A 20,475-nucleotide genomic window follows, 5' to 3' on the forward strand; every position below is an offset into this window, starting at 1 on the left:
ATAAACACCGAAAATAGTGTGTGTCAAGTCAAGATAGTCAATAAAAATGTGGTAATAGTATAAATTTGTTTCCGAAACTAAGGTCTAAAGTGGGCGTTAATTATTGATATTGCTGTATTTAATGAAACGTGGCTCGATTGACAATTAAATAATTAAATGTAAAATATAAAACGTAATTATTACGATTTATAAAAAGAAAGGTATGATTTTATGGGCAAGATACCTGTAACGGTATTGAGTGGTTACCTTGGATCAGGTAAAACAACATTACTTAACCACATTTTAAATAATCGGGAGGGTCGTCGAATTGCTGTTATTGTTAATGATATGAGCGAGGTCAATATTGATAAAGACTTAGTTGCAGATGGGGTGGATTATCAAGAACGGATGAAAAACTAGTAGAACTGTCAAATGGTTGTATTTGCTGTACGTTAAGGGACGATTTATTACAAGAAGTTGAGCGCTTAGTAGAAAAGGGGAATATTGATTATATCGTGATTGAATCTACAGGTATATCTGAACCGGTACCTGTGGCTCAAACATTCTCTTATATTGACGAAGCATTAGGTATCGATTTAACGTCAATCTGTAAACTCGATACGATGGTAACTGTTGTGGATGCTAATCGATTTATTAATGACATTAATTCCGAGGATTTACTTGTGGATCGTGATCAAGGTGCAGATCAAACAGATGAACGCTCAATTGCGGATTTACTTATTGATCAAGTGGAATTCTGTGATGTTTTAGTGCTAAATAAGACAGATTTAGTAACCGAAGCAGAATTAACTAAATTAGAAAATATTTTAAGAAAGTTACAACCAGATGCACATCTAATTAAAACAACAAATGCCGAAGTTGATATTAACGAAGTATTAGATACAGGTTGCTTTGACTTTGAACAAGCAAGTAACTCTGCAGGATGGATAAAAGAATTAACTGAAGGTGGTCACGCGGAACATACACCTGAAACAGAAGAGTATGGGATTGGTTCTTTCGTTTATTCAAGACGATTACCGTTTCACGCGAAACGTTTCAACGATTGGTTAGAACAAATGCCTAATAATATTGTTCGTGCAAAAGGTATCGTCTGGTTGGCACAATATAATCAAGTTGCATGTCTACTATCACAAGCAGGTTCATCTTGTAATATTAGTCCGGTAACCTATTGGGTGGCTACAATGTCCAAAGAACAACGAGAACAAATTTTAAATCAGCGACCTGATGTTGCGCAAAGTTGGGACATAGAATATGGTGACAGAAACACTCAATTTGTGATTATAGGTACTGAATTAGATCAAGAAAAAATTGTGAAAGAATTAGACCAGTGCTTAGTCAATGGTGATGAAATTGATAGCGACTGGAATCAATTAGAAGATCCATATCATTGGCAGATTCGAAAAGCTTAAACTCACGACATAGTAAAGCAATAATATTTTAAAAGTAACACTTAAGATGGCTTTAACACCTTGCACATTGCGTTAAAGTAAGTTAACGCTCTGTGGCGAGGTGTCTTTTTTATGAAAGAACATCTCAAATGATTGATGATTTAAATTTATTGAATATTTTGAACAAATCGACACTAAATTTATGTATAATAGCTAGTAAACATATAATAGGAGAGATATGACACATGATGAAACAAAAACTTTCAATCAAAGAAAATATATTTATTGGTTCGATGTTGTTTGGCTTATTCTTTGGTGCAGGAAATTTAATCTTTCCTATTCATCTTGGACAAACAGCAGGTTCAAATGTTTGGCTTGCGAATTTAGGTTTCCTAATTACAGCCATTGGACTACCTTTTCTAGGTATAGTAGCGATTGGTATCTCCAAAACAAATGGCGTCTTCGATATTTCATCTCGTGTGAGTAAAGGTTATGCGTACGCATTTACGATTGCTTTATATTTGGTAATTGGACCATTCTTTGCTTTACCAAGGCTTGCAACAACATCGTATGAAATTGCATTTTCACCATTTATTTCGGCAGGTACTGGAAAAATTGTATTACCGATATTTAGTATTTTATTCTTTCTTATAGCATGGTTTTTCTCAAGAAAGCCATCTAAAATTTTAGATTACATAGGTAAATTCTTAAATCCAGTATTTTTAGTATTACTAGGTATCGTAGTTGTCTTAGCATTTATTAAACCAATGGGCGGTATTAGTCATGCGCCAGTAAGTGCAAATTATAGTGATAGTGTCTTATTGAAAGGGTTTATAGACGGTTATAATACGCTAGATGCACTCGCATCACTCGCTTTCGGTATTATCATTGTGACAACAATTAAGAAACTAGGTATTACTAATCCAAATGGGATCGCTAAAGAAACTTTCAAGTCAGGTTTTATAAGTATCGTAGGAATGGGCATTATTTATACATTGCTCGCTTTAATGGGTACGATGAGTTTAGGTCATTTTAAAATGAGTGAAAATGGTGGTATCGCACTGGCTCAAATTGCGCAGCACTATCTTGGAGATTACGGTATTATCATTTTATCTCTAATCATTATTGTCGCTTGTTTGAAGACAGCAATTGGTTTAATTACTGCATTTTCAGAGACATTTACAGAACTATTCCCGAGAATGAATTACCTTTGGTTAGCAACAGGTGTAGCGTTACTCGCTTGTATCTTCGCTAATGTCGGGTTAACTAAAATTATTATGTATTCAACGCCGGTATTGATGTTTATCTATCCGTTAGCGATTACACTGATTTTATTAACGCTTGTCAGTCCATTATTTAATCATTCGACAATTGTTTATAAATTTACAACGTTCTTTACAATGTTTGCAGCGTTCTTTGATGGTGTAAACGCAAGCCCGGAATTTTTTGCAAAGACATCATTTGCACAAGCGTTAATAAGTTTCGCTGAACGTTATTTACCATTCTTCACAATTGGAATGGGTTGGATTGTTCCGGCAATCATAGGATTTGTAGTAGGACTTATCGTTTATTTAATTCGTTCTCGTAGACAAACTCAAACAAAATAAATATTAAATAATAACATGTAAGCCTGGGACATAAATCAATGTCTCAGGCTAAAAATATATATTGGCAGTCGTTGACTGAATTAAAACGATCTTGTAACAAGCATCTTTTTAATTCTAGTCAACCTTACCGTAGGAGGGCGAAGGAATAAATTTTTGGAAAAATATTATTTCTGTCCCGCTCCTATAGCTTATTTTTGCATTCAATCATAACTTTTAAAATTCTTATTGTGTAATTGTACATAGTGTAGTACTATTTAAAACGTAATTATTACGATTTAAAATGAGCGAGGAGAATTAGATGACTAAGAGTTATGATGTTTGGTGGCAAAAAGGCCAAGAATCAGATGATGATATGGCGCGTGACCATCAAGAAGCTTGGGAGAGAACTATAGAAATGCTTGATACATCGGATATCAAAGGGAAGACAATCTTAGATGTGGGATGTAATCAAGGCGGATTTTTAAGAAAATTATATGACACAACGCCATTTAAAGAAGGGGTCGGCATAGATTTAGCACGTTTATCTTTAGAAAAGGCAGAAATTTTAAAAGGTGAACGTCCACTTACATATTATTTAACCGATAAACCACAAGAGACAAATAGAACATTTGATACTGCTGTAAGTACATCTGTCCTGTACTTAATCGAAGACATTCCACAACATGCACAAGATTTAAAAGAAGTGTTGAAACCGGGAGGCGTTTACTATGCTTCATTCGCCGATTTAACCAATAATCCTAGTCGTCAATTTATGGATGACACGATTAATCAATACGGCGCAACACCTTCTCAGAACCATTCTTTAAAACACATCGTTGATAGCTTTGTTGATGCAGGGTTTGAAGTTGCAGTAATGAAAGAACCTGTGCCTGACGTGATTGATTTAACACATTATAGTGATTTTTATCTATCACCAAATGATTATCTACAAACATTTTATGAGGAATCATTTTTAATTAAAGCAAGCGTGAAAGAAGGTATCAGTAAATGAAAAAGCGTGTATTAATTACAATGGCAGCAAGCGCAACGCTCTTATTAGCAGGTTGTGGGAATGACCAAAAAGAAGATAAAAATATCACAGTATCGCTACCTACTGAAGCGAAAGCAGATAAACTTGACGCACAAGGTTATGACGCCGCAATGCCAGTCTATAGTGCAGTATATGATGCATTAGTTAAATATGATAAAGATAAAGGTGTGAAAGCTGGTTTAGCAGAAAAATGGCATGTTGACGACTCAGGAAAAGTCTATGAATTCCATTTGAAAAAGAACGTTAAATTCTCAGATGGCTCAGCTTTAGATGCTAAAGCAGTGAAATTCTCGATTGAGCGTGCGAAAGCGATGAACAAAGATACGACTGTAGAAACGTTAAAAAAATTGGATAAGGTTGTTGTTAAAAATGATCATGTTGTCCAAATTAGATTGAAGTCACCATCAAATCAAGTTTTGAATGAATTAACACAGGTGAGACCGTTGCGTATTATGAGTCCACATTCCGTTGAAAATGGTAAAGTAAATGGCAAATTTGAAAAAGCGATCGGAACAGGTGCCTTTGTCGTTGATAAAACTGGCAAAGAAAAAACGACAATGAAGCCAAATAAATATTTCAACCATAGCCATCCCGTAAACTACAATCTTGCGTTCCAAACGATTGAAGATGGAGATTCAAGAAACTCAGCAGTACAAAGTGGTTCTGTAGATATTTCTGGTGGTGCTTTAGGAATGCTGTCAGATCAACAAATTAAGCAAGACAAGAAAAATAAAAACTTAATTGTTGAAGATAAACCAAGTACAGTAAGTCATTTCATGGCATTTAACCCGGATAATGATGTATTAAAACAGCGTACAATCCGTGAAGCCATTAGTAAGAGCATCGATACAAAAGATATTGCGGGTAAATCTGTAAATGGTTTATTCCAGAAGAACGTAGAATTTGTAAATAAAGATAATCAACAGGCACATGACTATGATGTAAAAGATGCTGAGAAGTTACTTAAAGAAGCAGGTTATCACAAGAACAGTGACGGTATTTTTGAAAAAGACGGTAAATCATTAACATTTAATTTGGTTATTCAAACGGCAGAGTTCCCAAGTTGGAAAGATAAAGCGGAAAAAGTGCAACGTCAACTTAAAAAAGCTGGCATTAAGTTAAATGTGAAAGCGTTAGATTCACAATCATACTATGATACGTTATGGACGAAAAAAGATTATGACCTCATCTTCTATAGAACGTATTCAGATGCCTTAATGCCATATAATTTCATGAGTTCAGTATTTAAAAATAATGATGGCAAGTCAGGTGTATTAGCTAATGATAAAACATTGACTCAGCAACTAGATGACTTCCCAACAACTGTATCTAAAAAAGAACAACAGCGTTCATTTGATGAAATATTCAAACACTTTAAACAACAATATTATGGTGTGCCTATTGCTTATCCAAATGAAACCTTTGTCGTTAGTGATAAAGTGAAGCAATTCAAATTCTCTGGACTTACTGATGCTCCTATTGATTATAAAGCGTTGAAAGTTAATGAGTAACAATGCTTAAACGAACAATAAAATTAATACTTTACTTAATCGTGAGTTCGTTTATTATATTCGTTTTAGTCGAGAAGACATCAGGTAATCCAGCGATATTATACTTACAACGTCATGGTTATACGTCGATTACCCAGGAAAATATTGAAGCAGCACAACATAAACTTGGTTTGGGCCAGCATTTTTTATTAAGATATATCGATTGGATTGGACATGCACTTACTGGTAACTTGGGATACAGCTTTAGTACAAATGAGCCAGTAACAACTATGATTATGGAGGCCGTCATTCCAACATTAATATTAATCGTTGTTTCAAGTTGTATTATGTTGCCATTGGGTTATATGGTTGGTTATTTTATTGGGACGCGCCCACATACTCGATACGCGAATGGTATTCGTGGATTCGCTCAAGTGATGACTTCTATGCCGGAATATTGGTTAGCCATTTTGTTTATATATTATTTAGGAGTACGTTGGCAGTTGCTACCTTTTGTAGGTAGCGATTCTTGGCAACATTTCGTGCTACCCATCTTCACCATTGTTGTTATAGAAGGATGTCATATCTTATTGATGACATCGCACCTTATTGCGCAAACATTAGATAATGATGCGTATCAACTTGCTCAGTTAAGACATTACTCATTAAAGGCGCGTATCATTGTCCAGATTAAAGAGATATTTGCACCACTCATGACCATTTCAATTAACAGTGTGATTCATTTAATAGGAAAAGTAGTCATACTTGAAGTAATCTTCAGCATGTCTGGTATAGGGAAATTATTAATTAATGCTATCAATCAACGAGATTATCCACTTATTCAAGGTATTGTGGTCTTTATCATCGTCTTAATTATGTTCATTAATTATTTAGGCGACATTATCATTTTAAACAATGAACCTAGACTTCGACGACGACATACCAAACGCCAAGCCCATGAGAAAAGAGGTGTGTCGTGATGAAAAAATATCAAACTTACATCGCCATAAGTACAGTGTTAAGTGTGATGTTTGTGCTAATTGTATATTGCTTTATGCAAGACACACAAAACTTGGACCCACTTCAATCACCTAATAGCCAACATTGGTTAGGCACGGATCAATTAGGCAGAGATTTCTTTGTTAGACTGATTGTAGGTAGCCTAGTCACATTAAGCTTAACTAGCGTGGTAATTCTGTTAAGTGTTTGCATTGGACTGGTCTTTGGGTTAATTGCAGGTATAGAAAGAAAATGGTTAGACCAAATCATCATGTTTATTGCTGATATGCTATTGGCAATTCCTTCGTTTATTATTGCATTAGTCATCTTAAGCTTAGTAAGTAATTCAATGCTAGGTTTGATACTTGCCCTAACGATTGGATGGATAGGCCGTTATTTACGTTATTTCAGAAATTTAACACGAGATATTCAAAAACGTCCCTTTGTCAGTTATGCAAGGCTAAGTGGTAACTCAACATTTAGAACGACAGTGGTACACGTGATTCCGCATTTACTAAGTAATATATTTGCTTTGGTCACGGCTGACTTTGGCAAAATGATGCTAAGTATATCTGGACTTGCCTTTTTAGGTCTAGGTATTAAACCACCGACGCCCGAGTTAGGAACCATTCTCTTTGACGGGAAAAGTTATTTTAATGGTGCACCTTGGCTCTTCTTCTTCCCTGGTGTATTGTTAGGAGGTTTCGCCTTATTATGTCAAATGATCAACAAAAAAATAACGCAATGAATACTGTAGTTAAAGTCAATCAATTATCCATCTTAGATCATAATCGGTCATTGTTAAACGATGTGAATTTGATAATAAATAAAGGTGAATTTCATTGCATTATAGGTGAGAGTGGTAGTGGGAAGTCATTATTGACGAGAACTATTCTTGGAATGAAACCATCACAACTAAGCTATCAAGGAGATATCAAGATTGATTTAAATAAGGCGGATGCCGTTTTTCAAGATGTTCAAAGTAATATGTTTCAAAACGTGACCTTGGCTAAACATTTCCAATATATTTATGAAGCTAACCATTCACAACTATCTAAACAAGATATCAAGGAAGACGTCTTAGATAAAATGCAATTACTCGGTTTAAATCAAGGTGAACAATTACTTAAACGATATCCCTTCGAACTTAGTGGAGGTATGGCACAACGTGTAGCCTTTATAATGTCATTAATTAGACGTCCGGATCACTTATTTTTAGATGAACCGACGAGTGCGCTAGATCAAGAGAATGTTAAAAAGTTTATGCACTATTTGATTAAGGCACAGGAACATTATCAAATGACAATTGTCTTTATTACACATGATATTAACTTAGTTAAGGATTATGCCACTCATATTAGTATTATGCAGCAAGGTCAATTGATTGAAAGTGGTGAGGCATCATCCATTTTAGCTAACCCCACACATAGCTATACGAAAAATTTAATTACTATCGCACATCGGAGACAGGCCTATGCTTAAAATTGAAAGATTAACTAAATACATTGATGGGAAACTTATCTTCAAAGATATATCATGTGCAATTAGTGACCAACATTTACTTATAAGTGGTGAAAGTGGCTGCGGTAAGTCTACGTTAGCCAAGATTATCGCCGGATTAGATATGAATTATCAAGGTGACTTATACTTTAATGGGCAATTGCGTAAGTCATATACGGCAAAAGAATGGATGAAACACATCCAATATGTGCCTCAGTATCAACGTGACACATTAAACCAGCGCAAAACTGTATTATCTACGCTATTAGAACCACTTAAGAATTACAAATTTGATAAGCAGAGTTACACATCAAGAATAGAAGCGGTACTTAGACAATGCAAGTTACCACAAAGCATACTTAATCAAAGCATTTCGACGCTAAGTGGTGGGCAATTTCAACGTGTATGGATAGCGAAGGCACTAATTCTAGAGCCAGAGATATTGATATTAGATGAAGCAACGACAAACTTAGATGTGATTAACGAGGAAGAAATACTTCAAATGTTAATTACGTTAAAGCAAACGCAATTAATCATTATTACACATGATGCGTACGTCTTGAGTCGCTTTAAAGGCGTTCAGTTACAACTCAAACAATTGAATAATTAGAGTCAAACCTCCTGATAAGGTATATACTTACTGGTACATACTGGATGGGAGGTTTTTTATGATACCTAAACAAGCTTATAAACAATTGGTATTAAGCATGCTGGCATTAATGATTGCAATGTCAATTAGCCGTTTTGCATATACGCCAATTTTGCCATTTATGCAACAAGATACCTCGATGAATAACCAAAATGCAGGCCTGTTAGCGACATTCAATTACTTAGGTTATCTAATTGATGCTATCATGTCTATGTTTATTACGATAAAATCTAAAGTCTTTGATTTAAAGTTATATGTCATGATTAATGTGATTTCTGTTATTTTTATGGGACTTTCATAGCATTTTCTTATCTGGTCAGTACTGCGAATAATTGCCGGGATAACGAGTGGTACGATCTTTGTTTTAGCATCTAATGTGGCGTTAGAAGCATTAAGAATGGCTAATAAACAAAGTATTTCGGGAATTTTATATAGTGCAGTAGGAATAGGAATATTTTCTAGTAGTATTTTTATATTTCTTTATACGCAAGCTCAGACTTGGAAAGCAACATGGATTATATTAGGTGTTGTGGCTTTAATGGCAGGTATCATTATACTAACCAGTATGAAGAACAACCCTTCAATCTCTATACATACGACGTCATCAAAGCAGAATCCAGAGAAGGCATTAAATCGTGCATTTATTATTCCATTCTCTATTGCCTATTTTTTTGAGGGAGCGGGCTATATAGTTACAGGTACATTTTTAGTCGCACTTATTAAGACTATACCTGCATACGCAGATTACGCTGCATTACGTTGGATGTTTGTAGGTCTAGGTGCAATGCCGGCCACGTTAATTTGGTCATTATTTGCTGAAAAGTTTGGGTACAAAAAGGCGATATATAGTGAATTAATATTACAAATTATTAGTGTAGGGTTGCCTATCTTTTCACATCATATGCTAGGATTAATCATTGCGTCGATGCTATTTGGTGCAACCTTCTTAGGTTTAACAACATTATTTATGTCGAAAAGCCAAGAACTTATGTATCATACAAATCAAAAGTTAAATCTTATATCGTTATTAACAGTCATTTATAGTGTCGGACAAATGATAGCGTCAATGATTGCGGGATTACTCATCGGAGATTCAAATAATTATCAGTTGGCGTTAACCTTCGCAATGATATTACTTATACTAGGTTTCATATTTAGTGTAATAAGCTATAGATTTAATGCATATAAATAAGAACATGTTGAAATACATGGTTTAATTAAGAATTTTTAAAATCGTAAGCAATATAGAAGTTTGGAAGTAATAAAAATAGGGCATATTTTACTAATTAAACCTTTCATGAAAAATGAAACGGCATGAGGTTTTTAATTTATAGGGGGATTGTCACATGAATATTTATAAATTACGTTATCAACATTATAAAGATATTGTTGATGATAATATCTTAACAGTATTTGTATTAGCTAAAAATGAAGAAGAAGTTGAACAATTTGCGAAAAAAGTAAGTTATGCAGTTGAAAGTATTACACAAATCTCTCAAGAAGAATATGAAAAAGAAAAAGCTAAAGATGAACATTTCGGTCTTGAGCATGCTGAAAATTATTTAGATTAATATGAATTATCGGTCGGGGAGTAGGTCAGAAATAATATTTATTTCATTGTACCCCCAGCTTGCCTAGCTTGCAGAATTTCTTTATGAAATTCACTTTGTTGGGGGCCTCGCCCACCAGTCAACTACTGCTAATATATATTTGTAGAGGCTGGAACATTAAGTTCTTGAATAATTATAAAAAGACAATTAAGAATATGAAATTGTACTTGGCGGTGGTGGTTCGCTAGCCATAGGTTGGGAGTTATGCTATCTGTTAACATTATCTAATCAAGGTATAGATGTTCGTCATGCAGATTTAATGATAAGTACATCGGGTGGCGCGCAAGCTGCTACAGGTTTAACATCTGACAAGAGTTTTGATGTCATTTATGATGAGCAAATTGCGCCTAAATCTAATGAAACGCCGCCAGTTAAAGATATGTCAGGTATCTTCGAAAGATATGCTCAAATACAAGAGCATTCGAATTCACCTAAAGAATGGATTGAGAATTATAGTGTCTACGCTCTAGAAGATCATAAATATAATGAGAGCGTACATATTACTCGCTTAGAACATAGAATTAAAGGTACTGAATGGCCATCCAATTTAATGATTACTGCTATTAATGCGCGTAAGGCAGAGCGTGTCGCACTAACGTCTGATAGTCAAGTGAACTTACATAAAGCTATGGCTTCAAGCGTTTCGTTACCAGGTGTTTGGCCGGCTACGACGATTGATGGTGACAAACATTTTGATGGTGGATGTCATTCCATGGAGAATGCAGATTTAGCTATAGGTGCTAAGAAAGTACTTATTCTTGCGACGAATCTTCCTATTTCAACGCCATATAAATTAGAAGATGCCATTAAAGAACTCGAATAAAGTGGCGCGAAAGTTAAATTAATTGCACCTAGTAAAGCAGTATTTGATAAATTAAATGAACTAGGCGGTAATCCAGTAGATCCATCAATTCGACCTGACATTTTCAAAGCTGGAGAAACTCAGGCACTTGAAGATGTAGAGATAATTAGAAACTTTTGGAATGAATAAAAGTGATATTATAAACGATGTTCGAATTTGGAATGAACGACGATTAGTATGCTTAAATTAAACAATTTCTTGTGTGGACGTTGCGATTTCCAATGTTTTTTATTAGGTTCTTAATTAGTAACAATATTTAGAAGATATTTGGGCAATAGTATTAAATGTAAAAGAGAGGAGCATGAACAATGCATAATCGTTTCGATCATATTCAACCACCCAATCAATTTAAATATAGAGAGGGCCGAACTGTGTTAAAACAACAATATGATTTTAAATGTGACAATCGAATTTATTTTGGTGAAGATATATTTCGAGATTTGCATAATCATTCATATCGCTTGTATGTAGACATACTTTCACCAATTGGTGATTATGGTCTTGGATTAGATTTTAACGAAGTAGATGCGATTTATAATAAAGTGATTGAACCTAAATTAAATCATCAACTCATTAATGAAACGTTGCCTGATATGAATACGACTGCTGAAAATATTGCAATGTGGATTTGGGACGAATTTGAACAACATCTTCCAGGTGAACATTGTATGTATGCGTTACAGCTATTTGAGACTGACCGCCATGGGGTAAGTCTAAATCGTTCCATTATGAAGCCTTAAGTCACTACTTATAAAAAAGAAGAGTCCTCAATTTTGCCTTTTGAATTAAGCACTATTTATATAAGTAATTAAAATTTAAATATTTTGATTATATATGTATTATTGATATAATTAGTATAGTAGCAAGTCTACAATTTTTTATTTTGGAGGAACATATTTGGGGACCGCACTTAGTCTTATTACTTTTATATTATTATTAGTCCTAACGGCTTTTTTCGTGGCGACAGAGTTCGCTATTGTTAAAGTCAGAGAAACAAGAATTGCACAATTGTCTAATGCAGGTGAGAAGAAAGCGATTGCCGCAAAAAAGGTTGTCGATCATCTTGATGAATACTTAGCTGCCTGTCAATTAGGTATTACCATTACCGCACTAGGTATCGGTATGGTAGGAGAATCTACATTTGAATTTATATTACATCCTTTATTCAGCAGTATTGGTATTCCTGAAGCTTGGATACATCCATTCACAATTGGTGGCGCATTTGTTATCGCGACATTTTTACACGTTGTTGTAGGTGAAATGGCACCTAAGACGATTGCTATCCAAAAGGCAGAATATATTACATTGCTTTTTGCGAAACCGATTATCTTTTTCTATAAAATAATGTATCCATTTATTTGGATATTAAATGGTGCAGCACGTTTGATATTAAAAATGTTCAATATGAAACTTGCTAAAGAAAGTGAAGTCTTCCATTCTGAGGAAGAACTGAAACAATTAATCCACGATAGCCATGAAGGTGGCGAAATTAATGATAGTGAGTTACATCATATTAACCAAGCATTTAAGTTTGATGATTTAGTCGCAAAAGATATTATGATTGATGAAAAACATGTTAAAACGCTAAACTTAAATACGAGTTTTGATGATGCAATTCAACAAATTAAAATAGATGCGTTTACAAGATATCCAGCTGTTAAAGATGATCAAATTGTTGGTTTCATACATTCCAAATCATTGTTCAACGTGGAACAACCATCTAAACTAGAGACGTTCGTTAATCCAATTATTAACGTTAAAATGAATACACCATTGAAACACATATTAGAAATGATGAAAAAGAGAAAAGTGCATATCGCAGCAGTTTATAATGACGCTGATTTCAAGGGAATCATTACTTTAGAAAATATTCTTGAAGAAATCGTTGGCGATATCGAAGATGAATATAATTAATGTGAATTTAGTCTTATATAATTAATATTATTATGTCTTATTATGACCCTATTATTGAGATTTTGAAAATCTTGATGATTGGGTCTTTTTTAAAACCAAAATTAATTAAATTCAAAAACATTGACTTATAAATTAACTTGTAACTATAATGGTTACATGAGGTGAGAAGATTGAAAATTAGTAGTCGTTTCACTGTGGCTGTGCATATTCTAGCATTAGTCAAAGTTGAACAGTCGCAACCATTAACGTCCTCTTGGATTGCTAGTAGTGTGAACACTAATGCTGTAGTAATTAGAAGATTAGTAGGTAAATTAAAGCAAGCGAATTTAATCGAAACACAGCAAGGGAGTGGTGGCATTCAACTGAGAAAGCCTTTAACAGACATTACATTACTTGATTTGTATCAAGCGGTGGAAGTCGTTGACGAAGGCGAATTATTCCAAATGCATGAAGACACGAATGTAAATTGTGTTGTAGGTGCCAATATCCAGAGTGTGCTTGAAATCATTCTCTTACGTGCACAAGATGCGATGGAAGGTGTCTTGGCTAATGTCACAATGGATGATATTGTTACAGACATCTTGCAACGAAACGGATAAGTCGTCATCCGTTATATCTTACATGTAACTATTATGGTTACAAGTACAAGTGCGATAATGAAGCTGCCTCACAACGACCTAATTGACTGACATCACCACAAATATAAAAATGTGGAGGAATAAATCATGAAAATTGGTATTATCGGAGCAACAGGTAAAGTTGGAAATAAAGTATTAACAGAAGCACAAGCACATGGTCATGAAGTCACTGCATTATCTAACAAATGAAATGGAAATTGACCATCGTCAGCGTGTGCTTTAGCTTGTTCGATAAGCTGATGTCCAGGAGGTAACGCTAAATATACATTTTCTGTGTATAAAATATCATAAGATAAATCTTCGGTATATAACGGTAATATCGTCACACCTATATCCACTTTTTGATCGGAAACAATTTGTTCAATTCGATGTGCCACTTCTTCTACTAATTCAATCTCCACGCCCGGGTAATGTTCTATAAACTTTGGCAAGATACTATAAAGCGTATGTGTAGCTAAAATAGGATTAACACCTATACGGATACGCCCTTTTTCAAATTAGAAATTGTCTGCAATTCATCACGCATTTGAGTATCAATATCCTCAATTTCATGTAAATAATCTAGAAATCGCTCAGCTGAATACGTAAGTTCTAGCGGGTTGCTGTCTCGGTTAATTAATGTCACACCTAAGTTATTCTCAACGTCTTTAATATAACGTCTTAAATAGGGTTGAGAAATATAAAGGTGTTTGGCTGCATGTGAAATACTGCCGTAACGTTGAATGGCTTCTAAATATTGAATTTTATTTTTATAGGTCATATCGATGTCCCCCTTTTTAATGATATTGCTGACCAAGTTCAATTGAATTTAACAGCCGTGACACAATATAACCAATTTGTAGAACTTTCTTATGATGTTCAATATGACTAATATTTAAATAGTTTAATTCATTGTAATTTTTAATATAAGTATTGCTATACTTGTTAATAATACACATAAAGGAGGGAATTAAATGTTTCTTGCATGGAACGAAATTAAACGCAACAAGCTTAAATTCGGATTAATTATAGGCATTTTAGTATTAATTAGTTACTTACTCTTTTTACTATCCGGGTTAGCAAGTGGTTTAATTAATATGAACACTGAAGGCATCAAGAAATGGAAAGCAGATGTGATTGTTTTAAATAAAGATGCCAACCAAACGGTTCAACAATCTGTCTTTAAATTGTCTGACGTTGAAGGCAAATTTAAAGAAGAAGCACCGTTAAAACAAATTGGCGTTATTGCATCGAACGGAGATAGTGAAGAGAATGCATTACTCTTTGGCGTAACATCAAACTCATTCCTGATTCCAATGATTGAGGAAGGCAAAAAATTTAATAAAGATAATGATGTCGTGATCGATCAATCATTGAAAGACAAAGGATTTAAGGTTGGTGACACCATCACGCTATCTCAATCTGATGAGAAACTACATATCGTTGGCGTATCAGAAAGTGCTAAATATAATGCTTCTCCTGTTATTTTCGCAAATGACAAAACGATTGAAAAAATTAATCCAGCATTATCATCAGATAAAACCAATGCTGTAGTTGTAAAAGACAGTAATTGGAAAGATAAAAATGTTGATAAAGATTTAGAAGTTATAGGAATAGATGACTTTGTAGAGAACCTACCAGGCTACAAACCACAAAACTTAACAATGAACTTTATGATTACATTCTTATTTGTTATTTCTGCCACAGTCATTGGCGTATTCTTATATGTCATCACGTTGCAGAAAAAGAATTTATTCGGAGTACTAAAAGCTCAAGGATTTACGAATGGGTTCTTAATGAAGATGGTGTTAGCACAAACCTTTATATTAGCCTTAATCGGTACTTTGATTGGCTTAATACTGACATTACTGACAAGTTTAGTCTTACCTGAAGCGGTACCTGTCCAATTTAATATCGGTACACTCATTATCTTTGGTATCGTTTTAATACTAACATCTCTTGTTGGTAGCTTATTCTCAGTATTATCCATTAGAAAAATAGACCCACTCAAGGCGATCGGGTAAGGAGGTGCCACCATGTTAAAATTTGATGAAGTGACTAAAGAATTCCAAGATGGTAATCATACAATTGAAGCAGTTAAACCGACATCTTTATCTTTTGAAAAAGGTGAACTTATAGCTATTGTTGGCCCTTCCGGTTCCGGTAAGAGTACGTTCTTAACAATGGCTGGTGCGTTACAAACACCAACATCCGGTGAAATATATATTAATGATAATAAAATCTCAAAAATGAGTCAGAAGCAATTAGCTAAAATGAGAATGAAAGAAATTGGCTTTATATTACAAGCGACGAACTTAGTCCCATTCTTAACAGTCAAACAACAATTCCATTTATTGAAGAGTTATAAAAAAGATGTGTTAAGTACTGAAGAATATGATAAATTGTTGAACGATTTAGGCTTAAAAGAAATTGAGAACAAATTACCCTCTGAAGTGTCAGGAGGACAAAAACAACGTGTCGCGATTGCTAAGGCAATTTATACACAGCCTTCTATTATTTTAGCTGATGAGCCAACTGCATCGCTCGATACTGAAAATGCGATGGCAGTTATGGAAATCTTAAAAGAACAATCTAAACAACGTCGTAAAACATGTATTATCGTTACACATGATGAACGATTAACCAAGTTCTGTGATAAAGTCTTCCATATGGAAGATGGACGTTTAAAAGAAAAATAATTAAAATAAAACTCCCTCCAAGTAAGCTTTGAAAATCATGGCTACTTTGAGGGAGTTAATTATGTGACTTGATATTACTAGATAAAGTTAATTAATATCTATTTATCTTTTAATTCTCTTTCTAAATCTTTTTCATCTTCCATAGCGATTGTCGCTTTTTCAGATTCTTTTCGATACTTTTGATACATGATGACAAGTACGATTGCCCAAACTGGTGCGAATAGTACTGCAAAACGTGTCGTACTATTAATAAGTAAAACGATAAAGATAAATGCAAAGAAGGCAAGAATGGCATATGCCATGTATTTGCCACCAGGCATTTTAAATTTACTATCTTTGTGTAATTCAGGGTTTCTCTTCACGAAACCTAGATACGCAATCATAATACATGTCCAAATCATAATATTGAGTACTGTTGAGAACGTTGTGATTTGAACGAATACCTTCGTAGCATCTTTAAATACTGCGTTTAAAATAATCGCAATACTTAATAAACCACAAGTAAGTAAGATAGCGTAATATGGAACACCATGTTTATTCGTCTTATGTAAGAATGGTGGACCTTGCTTTCTTCCAGCTAAACCGAATAGTGTACGACTGTTAGCGAAGATACCACTATTACATGAAGATGCAGCCGCTGTTAAAACTACAAAGTTAATGATTCCCGCTGCGAATGGAATACCAACCAAACCAAATAATTTTACATATGGACTTTCCGCAGGATCTAATTGATTCCAAGGTACAACTGACATAATAACAGCTAATGAACCAATGTAGAATATTAATATACGGAAAGGTACATTGTTAATTGCTTGAGGAATCGTTTTATATGGATTTTTAGTTTCCCCTGCAGTGATACCGATTAACTCAATACCAATAAATGAGAAGATTGCCATTTGGAATGCCATTGAGAATCCAGATATGCCATTAGGGAAGAATCCACCATGACTCCAAATATTCGCTACACTTGCTGTACCATAATCAGTCTTCATTGCAAAGATGACCATAACAATACCTACAACAATTAATGCGATAATCGTAATAACTTTAATTAGTGATAACCAGAATTCAAGTTCACCAAATAATTTGGCGCTAAATAAGTTCATACCTACAAGTACAAGAATCGTAAATGCAACTGTTAACCAGTTAGGTATTGCTGGATACCAAAATTCAACGTATTTAGCAACGGCTGTTACTTCAGCCATACCTGAAATAATCCAAGTTAGCCAGTATGTCCAACCGACCATAAAGCCTGCCATTGGACCAATATGATGATGGGCAATATCACCAAATGATTTAAATCCTAGATTAGACAATAAGATTTCTCCCATTGCTCGCATAAACATAAATAATACGAAACCAACGATAATATAAGTAAGTAAAATCGATGGACCTGCTAAGTGAATGGATTCACCTGCACCTAGGAATAATCCGGTACCAATCGCACCACCAATTGCAATAAGTTGTATATGCCTATTGCTTAATTCCCTTTGCAGTTTATCTGCCATAATGTTCGTCCCCTTCATGAGTATATATGTGACTTAAAATTATGACTGACTACGAATACTCTGTATGATTAGTTAATTAATTGTATTAAATTATGTAATTAATTTTTTTTGTTAAAATTAATGATACCCTATTTATTAATTTTTAATCAATGAATTATACAAATTTTCGTATTAATAGTAAGTGTAAATAAGAGAGGTGTATGATGTCATCATCATGCGTGAAATAGGCATTTCTTTGACTATAATACCTATAATTAAGACTGCCTACTGTCTAAAATATAAAGTTTTTAAAAACATATAATTGTACATATTTGTGAATTGCATTTAAATTATAACTATAGAAAAAAGATAGAAAGTAGGCTAATCATGCTTAATGATTTTAATGAAATATTAGAAGGTCGTAAATCAGTTAAAGGTTTCGACCCAGCTTATAAAATTCCTCATGAAGAAATGAATGAAATGATTGCAAAAGCAACGAAAGCACCTTCATCAGTGAATATGCAACCTTGGCGTTTTGTTGTGGTTGAAAGTGATGAAGCGAAAGCTAAATTGCGTCCATTAATTCAATTTAATACAAACCAAAATGATACATCATCAGCAATGATTGTTATTTTTGGGGATTTACAATGCTATGAAGAAGGCGAATATATTTATGAACAAGCGGTTGTCAATGGTCACATGCCACAAGAAGTTAAAGAACAAATGTTACCGATTATCTTAGAAAATTATAAAAATCGCACACGCCAATCAATGAATGACATTGTTAAAGTAGACAGTAGCTTAGCTGCTATGCAATTGATGTTAGTTGCTAAACAACACGGTTATGATACAAATCCAATTGGTGGCTTTGAACATGAAGAAATCGGTAAAGCGTTTGGCTATGATTTAGAACGTTATGTTCCAGTGATGATTGTCGCAATAGGCAAGAAAGCTAAAGAGGCACACACATCATTTAGAATGCCAGTTGATCGTGTAATCGATTATAAATAATACTTCAATTTAATAATGAAAAAACGCGTAACTGACTGAAAAGATAAGACGCTTATATCAAGTTTTTTAGTTAAAGTCACTCATGCGGTGGGGCGGAACAGTGTGTTCATTATGAATACTGTTTCGCTTTTTTAATGAAGAGATGTATAGAGTCAGTGCTAATCATATTTATGATGAAGAAAAAGGGTATAGCTTAAGATATCAAATTGCGAAAAGGGTGATTCATTTATGGATAATAAACAATTAGAGACATTAACACGTATTCAGAAAGGATTATATGAAACAACAAAGGCAGTCTTGCCATTTGATAAACGCCACCGTATTAAGTCATTTGTGCTAGAACGATCAGAAGGCAATATAGTCATTTATCATTCACCAGTTTTAAATGAAGCAGTGACAGATATCCAATTATTAGGCGGCGCTTCATGTGTTTTAATGAATCATGAGCATGAATCCTTAGGCGGAACACCTAGTATAGATATACCATTTTGGATTCATCGTGATGATGTAGCAGCAATCAATCGAACGGTACCGGATTGATGGATAGTTTGAACAACGTAAGCCGATTGCAGATGATTTAGAAGTCATTCCTACTCCAGGACATACGCCAGGTACGACGATGTTTCTGTGGGATAACGGTGAACATCGTTTCCTTTTTACAGGCGACTTTTTATGTGTAGATGACGGGGAATGACGTACTGTTATTTTCAATTCAAGTGACCGACAAACATCCATTAAAAAGCCTGGAATTGATTCAAGACCTAGATTTCGATGCTATTGTACCTTGGGTTGCGATTGAAGGGGAAGGTGCTGTCTTTTTTGTTGAAAATGAGGAAGATAAACGTAATAGACTACAAAAAATTATAGATCGCATCCGTCGTGGTGAACATACGTAACTCGCATATTAAAACATTGTTATTAGAGGTGATGGTGTATGAATATAAATCGAGGAATCAATCATATCGGACTCACAGTACCGGATATTGAAGCGGCGACAGCCTTTTTCAAAGAAGGGCTCAACGGCAAGATTGCTTATGATAGTCAACGAAAGACGGATGAACCTCGTGGTGGGGAAACAGTTGAACACATTCTTGGTTTAGAAGAAGGGGCATCCATTATTCATAAACGTATGATGGTCTTTGGTAATGGACCGAATATTGAAATGTTTGAATTTAAAGATGCACATCAAGGTCAAGTGCAAACGTTACAAGACATTGGTTATACGCATATCTCTTTTTATATCGAGGCAGAACACTTTGATGAGGCCGTTAAACAGTTGACGCAAGCTGGAGGTCAACCTATTTCAGAGCCGCATGTGAATACGAAATATGAAGACACTGAAGGTAATCAAACTGTTTATGTAAAAAGTCCGTGGGGAAGCTTAATTGAATTACAAACGGTACCTAATGGATTTTACTATCCAGATGATAGTGAGGCAGAAGTTTTTGTGCCGAAAAAGGTCAACAATTAAAGTAATTTAAACATATCATTATTCATTAATATGACACATTTGTCATATTAAAAAAATTAAGTATTTTCTCCCTTTAAATTAATGTATAATACCTTTAACAAGCCTTCCAAGTAGCTTGTTAAGCTAGATATTATAAGGGGT

The 20,475-nt window shown here is 34.3% G+C and carries 21 protein-coding genes and 3 pseudogenes; 21 read left to right on the top strand and 3 right to left on the bottom strand.

Features of this window, described 5'->3' with window-relative positions:
* Nucleotides 1-210: 210 nt before the first annotated feature.
* The 15 genes and pseudogenes from HMPREF3134_RS01915 to HMPREF3134_RS11905 all read left to right on the top strand — a co-directional run.
* A pseudogene (locus HMPREF3134_RS01915) lies at nt 211-1,409 on the top strand (GTP-binding protein).
* Nucleotides 1,410-1,633: 224 nt separating this feature from the next.
* Nucleotides 1,634-2,995 carry a branched-chain amino acid transport system II carrier protein gene (brnQ, locus tag HMPREF3134_RS01920; RefSeq protein WP_053036220.1) on the top strand — a complete coding sequence of 454 codons (1,362 nt, stop codon included), beginning with the start codon at nt 1,634-1,636 and terminating at the stop codon, nt 2,993-2,995.
* Nucleotides 2,996-3,293: 298 nt separating this feature from the next.
* Nucleotides 3,294-3,986 (top strand): class I SAM-dependent methyltransferase, encoded by a 693-nt coding sequence (locus HMPREF3134_RS01925; protein ID WP_053036219.1) that lies wholly within the window; start codon nt 3,294-3,296, stop codon nt 3,984-3,986.
* Entirely contained in the window at nt 3,983-5,536 is a 1,554-nt protein-coding gene (locus tag HMPREF3134_RS01930; RefSeq protein ID WP_053036218.1) for an ABC transporter substrate-binding protein, read from the top strand. The genes HMPREF3134_RS01925 and HMPREF3134_RS01930 overlap by 4 nt, the downstream gene beginning before the upstream one ends.
* 2 nt (nt 5,537-5,538) lie before the next feature.
* Nucleotides 5,539-6,495: an ABC transporter permease gene (locus HMPREF3134_RS01935; protein ID WP_053036217.1), complete on the top strand. Its 957-nt coding sequence runs from the start codon at nt 5,539-5,541 to the stop codon at nt 6,493-6,495.
* The gene (locus tag HMPREF3134_RS01940) at nt 6,495-7,262 is read left to right on the top strand and encodes an ABC transporter permease (protein WP_070440383.1); all 768 of its coding nucleotides are present in this window, start codon (nt 6,495-6,497) and stop codon (nt 7,260-7,262) included. The genes HMPREF3134_RS01935 and HMPREF3134_RS01940 overlap by 1 nt, the downstream gene beginning before the upstream one ends.
* Nucleotides 7,229-7,996 (top strand): ATP-binding cassette domain-containing protein, encoded by a 768-nt coding sequence (locus HMPREF3134_RS01945; RefSeq protein WP_053036215.1) that lies wholly within the window; start codon nt 7,229-7,231, stop codon nt 7,994-7,996. The genes HMPREF3134_RS01940 and HMPREF3134_RS01945 overlap by 34 nt, the downstream gene beginning before the upstream one ends.
* Complete coding sequence (locus HMPREF3134_RS01950) at nt 7,989-8,624, top strand: ABC transporter ATP-binding protein (protein ID WP_053036214.1); 636 nt, start codon at nt 7,989-7,991, stop codon at nt 8,622-8,624. Before HMPREF3134_RS01945 ends, HMPREF3134_RS01950 begins: the two co-directional genes overlap by 8 nt.
* A gap of 58 nt (nt 8,625-8,682) precedes the next feature.
* Nucleotides 8,683-9,855 (top strand): annotated as a pseudogene (locus tag HMPREF3134_RS01955) (YbfB/YjiJ family MFS transporter).
* Between the two features lie 154 nt (nt 9,856-10,009).
* Complete coding sequence (locus tag HMPREF3134_RS01960) at nt 10,010-10,234, top strand: hypothetical protein (protein ID WP_011274482.1); 225 nt, start codon at nt 10,010-10,012, stop codon at nt 10,232-10,234.
* Between the two features lie 199 nt (nt 10,235-10,433).
* Nucleotides 10,434-11,096 carry a patatin-like phospholipase family protein gene (locus tag HMPREF3134_RS01965; protein WP_256262259.1) on the top strand — a complete coding sequence of 221 codons (663 nt, stop codon included), beginning with the start codon at nt 10,434-10,436 and terminating at the stop codon, nt 11,094-11,096.
* A 347-nt stretch (nt 11,097-11,443) separates the two neighbouring features.
* Nucleotides 11,444-11,875 (top strand): 6-pyruvoyl trahydropterin synthase family protein, encoded by a 432-nt coding sequence (locus HMPREF3134_RS01970; RefSeq protein WP_053036213.1) that lies wholly within the window; start codon nt 11,444-11,446, stop codon nt 11,873-11,875.
* Between the two features lie 157 nt (nt 11,876-12,032).
* The gene (locus tag HMPREF3134_RS01975; RefSeq protein WP_053036212.1) at nt 12,033-13,049 is read left to right on the top strand and encodes a hemolysin family protein; all 1,017 of its coding nucleotides are present in this window, start codon (nt 12,033-12,035) and stop codon (nt 13,047-13,049) included.
* A gap of 170 nt (nt 13,050-13,219) precedes the next feature.
* Nucleotides 13,220-13,648: an Rrf2 family transcriptional regulator gene (locus HMPREF3134_RS01980; protein WP_053036211.1), complete on the top strand. Its 429-nt coding sequence runs from the start codon at nt 13,220-13,222 to the stop codon at nt 13,646-13,648.
* Between the two features lie 126 nt (nt 13,649-13,774).
* Nucleotides 13,775-13,864: pseudogene (locus HMPREF3134_RS11905) on the top strand (NAD(P)-dependent oxidoreductase); the annotation flags it as partial.
* Here HMPREF3134_RS11905 and HMPREF3134_RS12335 read toward each other — a convergent pair.
* Nucleotides 13,846-14,169: a LysR substrate-binding domain-containing protein gene (locus HMPREF3134_RS12335; RefSeq protein WP_080363941.1), complete on the bottom strand. Its 324-nt coding sequence runs from the start codon at nt 14,167-14,169 to the stop codon at nt 13,846-13,848. The pseudogene HMPREF3134_RS11905 and the gene HMPREF3134_RS12335 sit on opposite strands and share 19 nt — an antisense overlap.
* Entirely contained in the window at nt 14,160-14,447 is a 288-nt protein-coding gene (locus HMPREF3134_RS12340) for a LysR family transcriptional regulator (protein ID WP_053036209.1), read from the bottom strand. The genes HMPREF3134_RS12335 and HMPREF3134_RS12340 overlap by 10 nt, the downstream gene beginning before the upstream one ends.
* Nucleotides 14,448-14,640: 193 nt before the next feature.
* On the opposite strand from HMPREF3134_RS12340, the gene HMPREF3134_RS01995 reads away from it, so the two are divergent.
* Nucleotides 14,641-15,690 carry an ABC transporter permease gene (locus HMPREF3134_RS01995; RefSeq protein ID WP_053036208.1) on the top strand — a complete coding sequence of 350 codons (1,050 nt, stop codon included), beginning with the start codon at nt 14,641-14,643 and terminating at the stop codon, nt 15,688-15,690.
* Nucleotides 15,691-15,702: 12 nt separating this feature from the next.
* A complete protein-coding gene (locus tag HMPREF3134_RS02000) occupies nt 15,703-16,365 on the top strand; it encodes an ABC transporter ATP-binding protein (RefSeq protein WP_053036207.1) in 663 nt (220 codons plus the stop codon).
* A 98-nt stretch (nt 16,366-16,463) separates the two neighbouring features.
* Here the strand turns inward: HMPREF3134_RS02000 and HMPREF3134_RS02005 are convergent, their stop codons facing one another.
* Nucleotides 16,464-17,873, bottom strand: a complete 1,410-nt coding sequence (locus HMPREF3134_RS02005) for an amino acid permease (protein WP_053036206.1) — start codon at nt 17,871-17,873, stop codon at nt 16,464-16,466.
* Nucleotides 17,874-18,239: 366 nt separating this feature from the next.
* Here HMPREF3134_RS02005 and HMPREF3134_RS02010 point away from each other — a divergent pair, with 366 nt between their 5' ends.
* The 4 genes from HMPREF3134_RS02010 to HMPREF3134_RS02025 all read left to right on the top strand — a co-directional run bounded on the left by HMPREF3134_RS02010 (nt 18,240) and on the right by HMPREF3134_RS02025 (nt 20,334).
* Nucleotides 18,240-18,863: a nitroreductase family protein gene (locus HMPREF3134_RS02010; RefSeq protein WP_053036205.1), complete on the top strand. Its 624-nt coding sequence runs from the start codon at nt 18,240-18,242 to the stop codon at nt 18,861-18,863.
* 228 nt (nt 18,864-19,091) lie between these two features.
* On the top strand, nt 19,092-19,403 hold the full coding sequence (locus HMPREF3134_RS12610) for a hypothetical protein (protein ID WP_306419607.1): 312 nt from the start codon (nt 19,092-19,094) through the stop codon (nt 19,401-19,403).
* Nucleotides 19,404-19,543: 140 nt separating this feature from the next.
* On the top strand, nt 19,544-19,759 hold the full coding sequence (locus tag HMPREF3134_RS12615; protein ID WP_053036204.1) for a hypothetical protein: 216 nt from the start codon (nt 19,544-19,546) through the stop codon (nt 19,757-19,759).
* Nucleotides 19,760-19,797: 38 nt separating this feature from the next.
* A complete protein-coding gene (locus tag HMPREF3134_RS02025) occupies nt 19,798-20,334 on the top strand; it encodes a VOC family protein (protein ID WP_070440385.1) in 537 nt (178 codons plus the stop codon).
* Nucleotides 20,335-20,475 lie beyond the last annotated feature (141 nt).

Source organism: Staphylococcus sp. HMSC14D10 (genome assembly GCF_001808125.1).
Taxonomy (GTDB): Bacteria; Bacillota; Bacilli; order Staphylococcales; family Staphylococcaceae; genus Staphylococcus; species Staphylococcus haemolyticus.

Excerpts from the sequence above, each read along its gene's own strand:
- brnQ (WP_053036220.1), top strand. The coding sequence starts at position 1,634 with ATGATGAAACAAAAACTTTCAATCAAAGAAAATATATTTATTGGTTCG.
- HMPREF3134_RS01925 (WP_053036219.1), top strand. The coding sequence starts at position 3,294 with ATGACTAAGAGTTATGATGTTTGGTGGCAAAAAGGCCAAGAATCAGAT.
- HMPREF3134_RS01930 (WP_053036218.1), top strand. The coding sequence starts at position 3,983 with ATGAAAAAGCGTGTATTAATTACAATGGCAGCAAGCGCAACGCTCTTA.
- HMPREF3134_RS01935 (WP_053036217.1), top strand. The coding sequence starts at position 5,539 with ATGCTTAAACGAACAATAAAATTAATACTTTACTTAATCGTGAGTTCG.
- HMPREF3134_RS01940 (WP_070440383.1), top strand. The coding sequence starts at position 6,495 with ATGAAAAAATATCAAACTTACATCGCCATAAGTACAGTGTTAAGTGTG.
- HMPREF3134_RS01945 (WP_053036215.1), top strand. The coding sequence starts at position 7,229 with ATGTCAAATGATCAACAAAAAAATAACGCAATGAATACTGTAGTTAAA.
- HMPREF3134_RS01950 (WP_053036214.1), top strand. The coding sequence starts at position 7,989 with ATGCTTAAAATTGAAAGATTAACTAAATACATTGATGGGAAACTTATC.
- HMPREF3134_RS01960 (WP_011274482.1), top strand. The coding sequence starts at position 10,010 with ATGAATATTTATAAATTACGTTATCAACATTATAAAGATATTGTTGAT.
- HMPREF3134_RS01970 (WP_053036213.1), top strand. The coding sequence starts at position 11,444 with ATGCATAATCGTTTCGATCATATTCAACCACCCAATCAATTTAAATAT.
- HMPREF3134_RS12340 (WP_053036209.1), bottom strand. The coding sequence starts at position 14,447 with ATGACCTATAAAAATAAAATTCAATATTTAGAAGCCATTCAACGTTAC.
- HMPREF3134_RS01995 (WP_053036208.1), top strand. The coding sequence starts at position 14,641 with ATGTTTCTTGCATGGAACGAAATTAAACGCAACAAGCTTAAATTCGGA.
- HMPREF3134_RS02000 (WP_053036207.1), top strand. The coding sequence starts at position 15,703 with ATGTTAAAATTTGATGAAGTGACTAAAGAATTCCAAGATGGTAATCAT.
- HMPREF3134_RS02005 (WP_053036206.1), bottom strand. The coding sequence starts at position 17,873 with ATGGCAGATAAACTGCAAAGGGAATTAAGCAATAGGCATATACAACTT.
- HMPREF3134_RS02010 (WP_053036205.1), top strand. The coding sequence starts at position 18,240 with ATGCTTAATGATTTTAATGAAATATTAGAAGGTCGTAAATCAGTTAAA.
- HMPREF3134_RS12610 (WP_306419607.1), top strand. The coding sequence starts at position 19,092 with ATGGATAATAAACAATTAGAGACATTAACACGTATTCAGAAAGGATTA.
- HMPREF3134_RS12615 (WP_053036204.1), top strand. The coding sequence starts at position 19,544 with ATGACGGGGAATGACGTACTGTTATTTTCAATTCAAGTGACCGACAAA.
- HMPREF3134_RS02025 (WP_070440385.1), top strand. The coding sequence starts at position 19,798 with ATGAATATAAATCGAGGAATCAATCATATCGGACTCACAGTACCGGAT.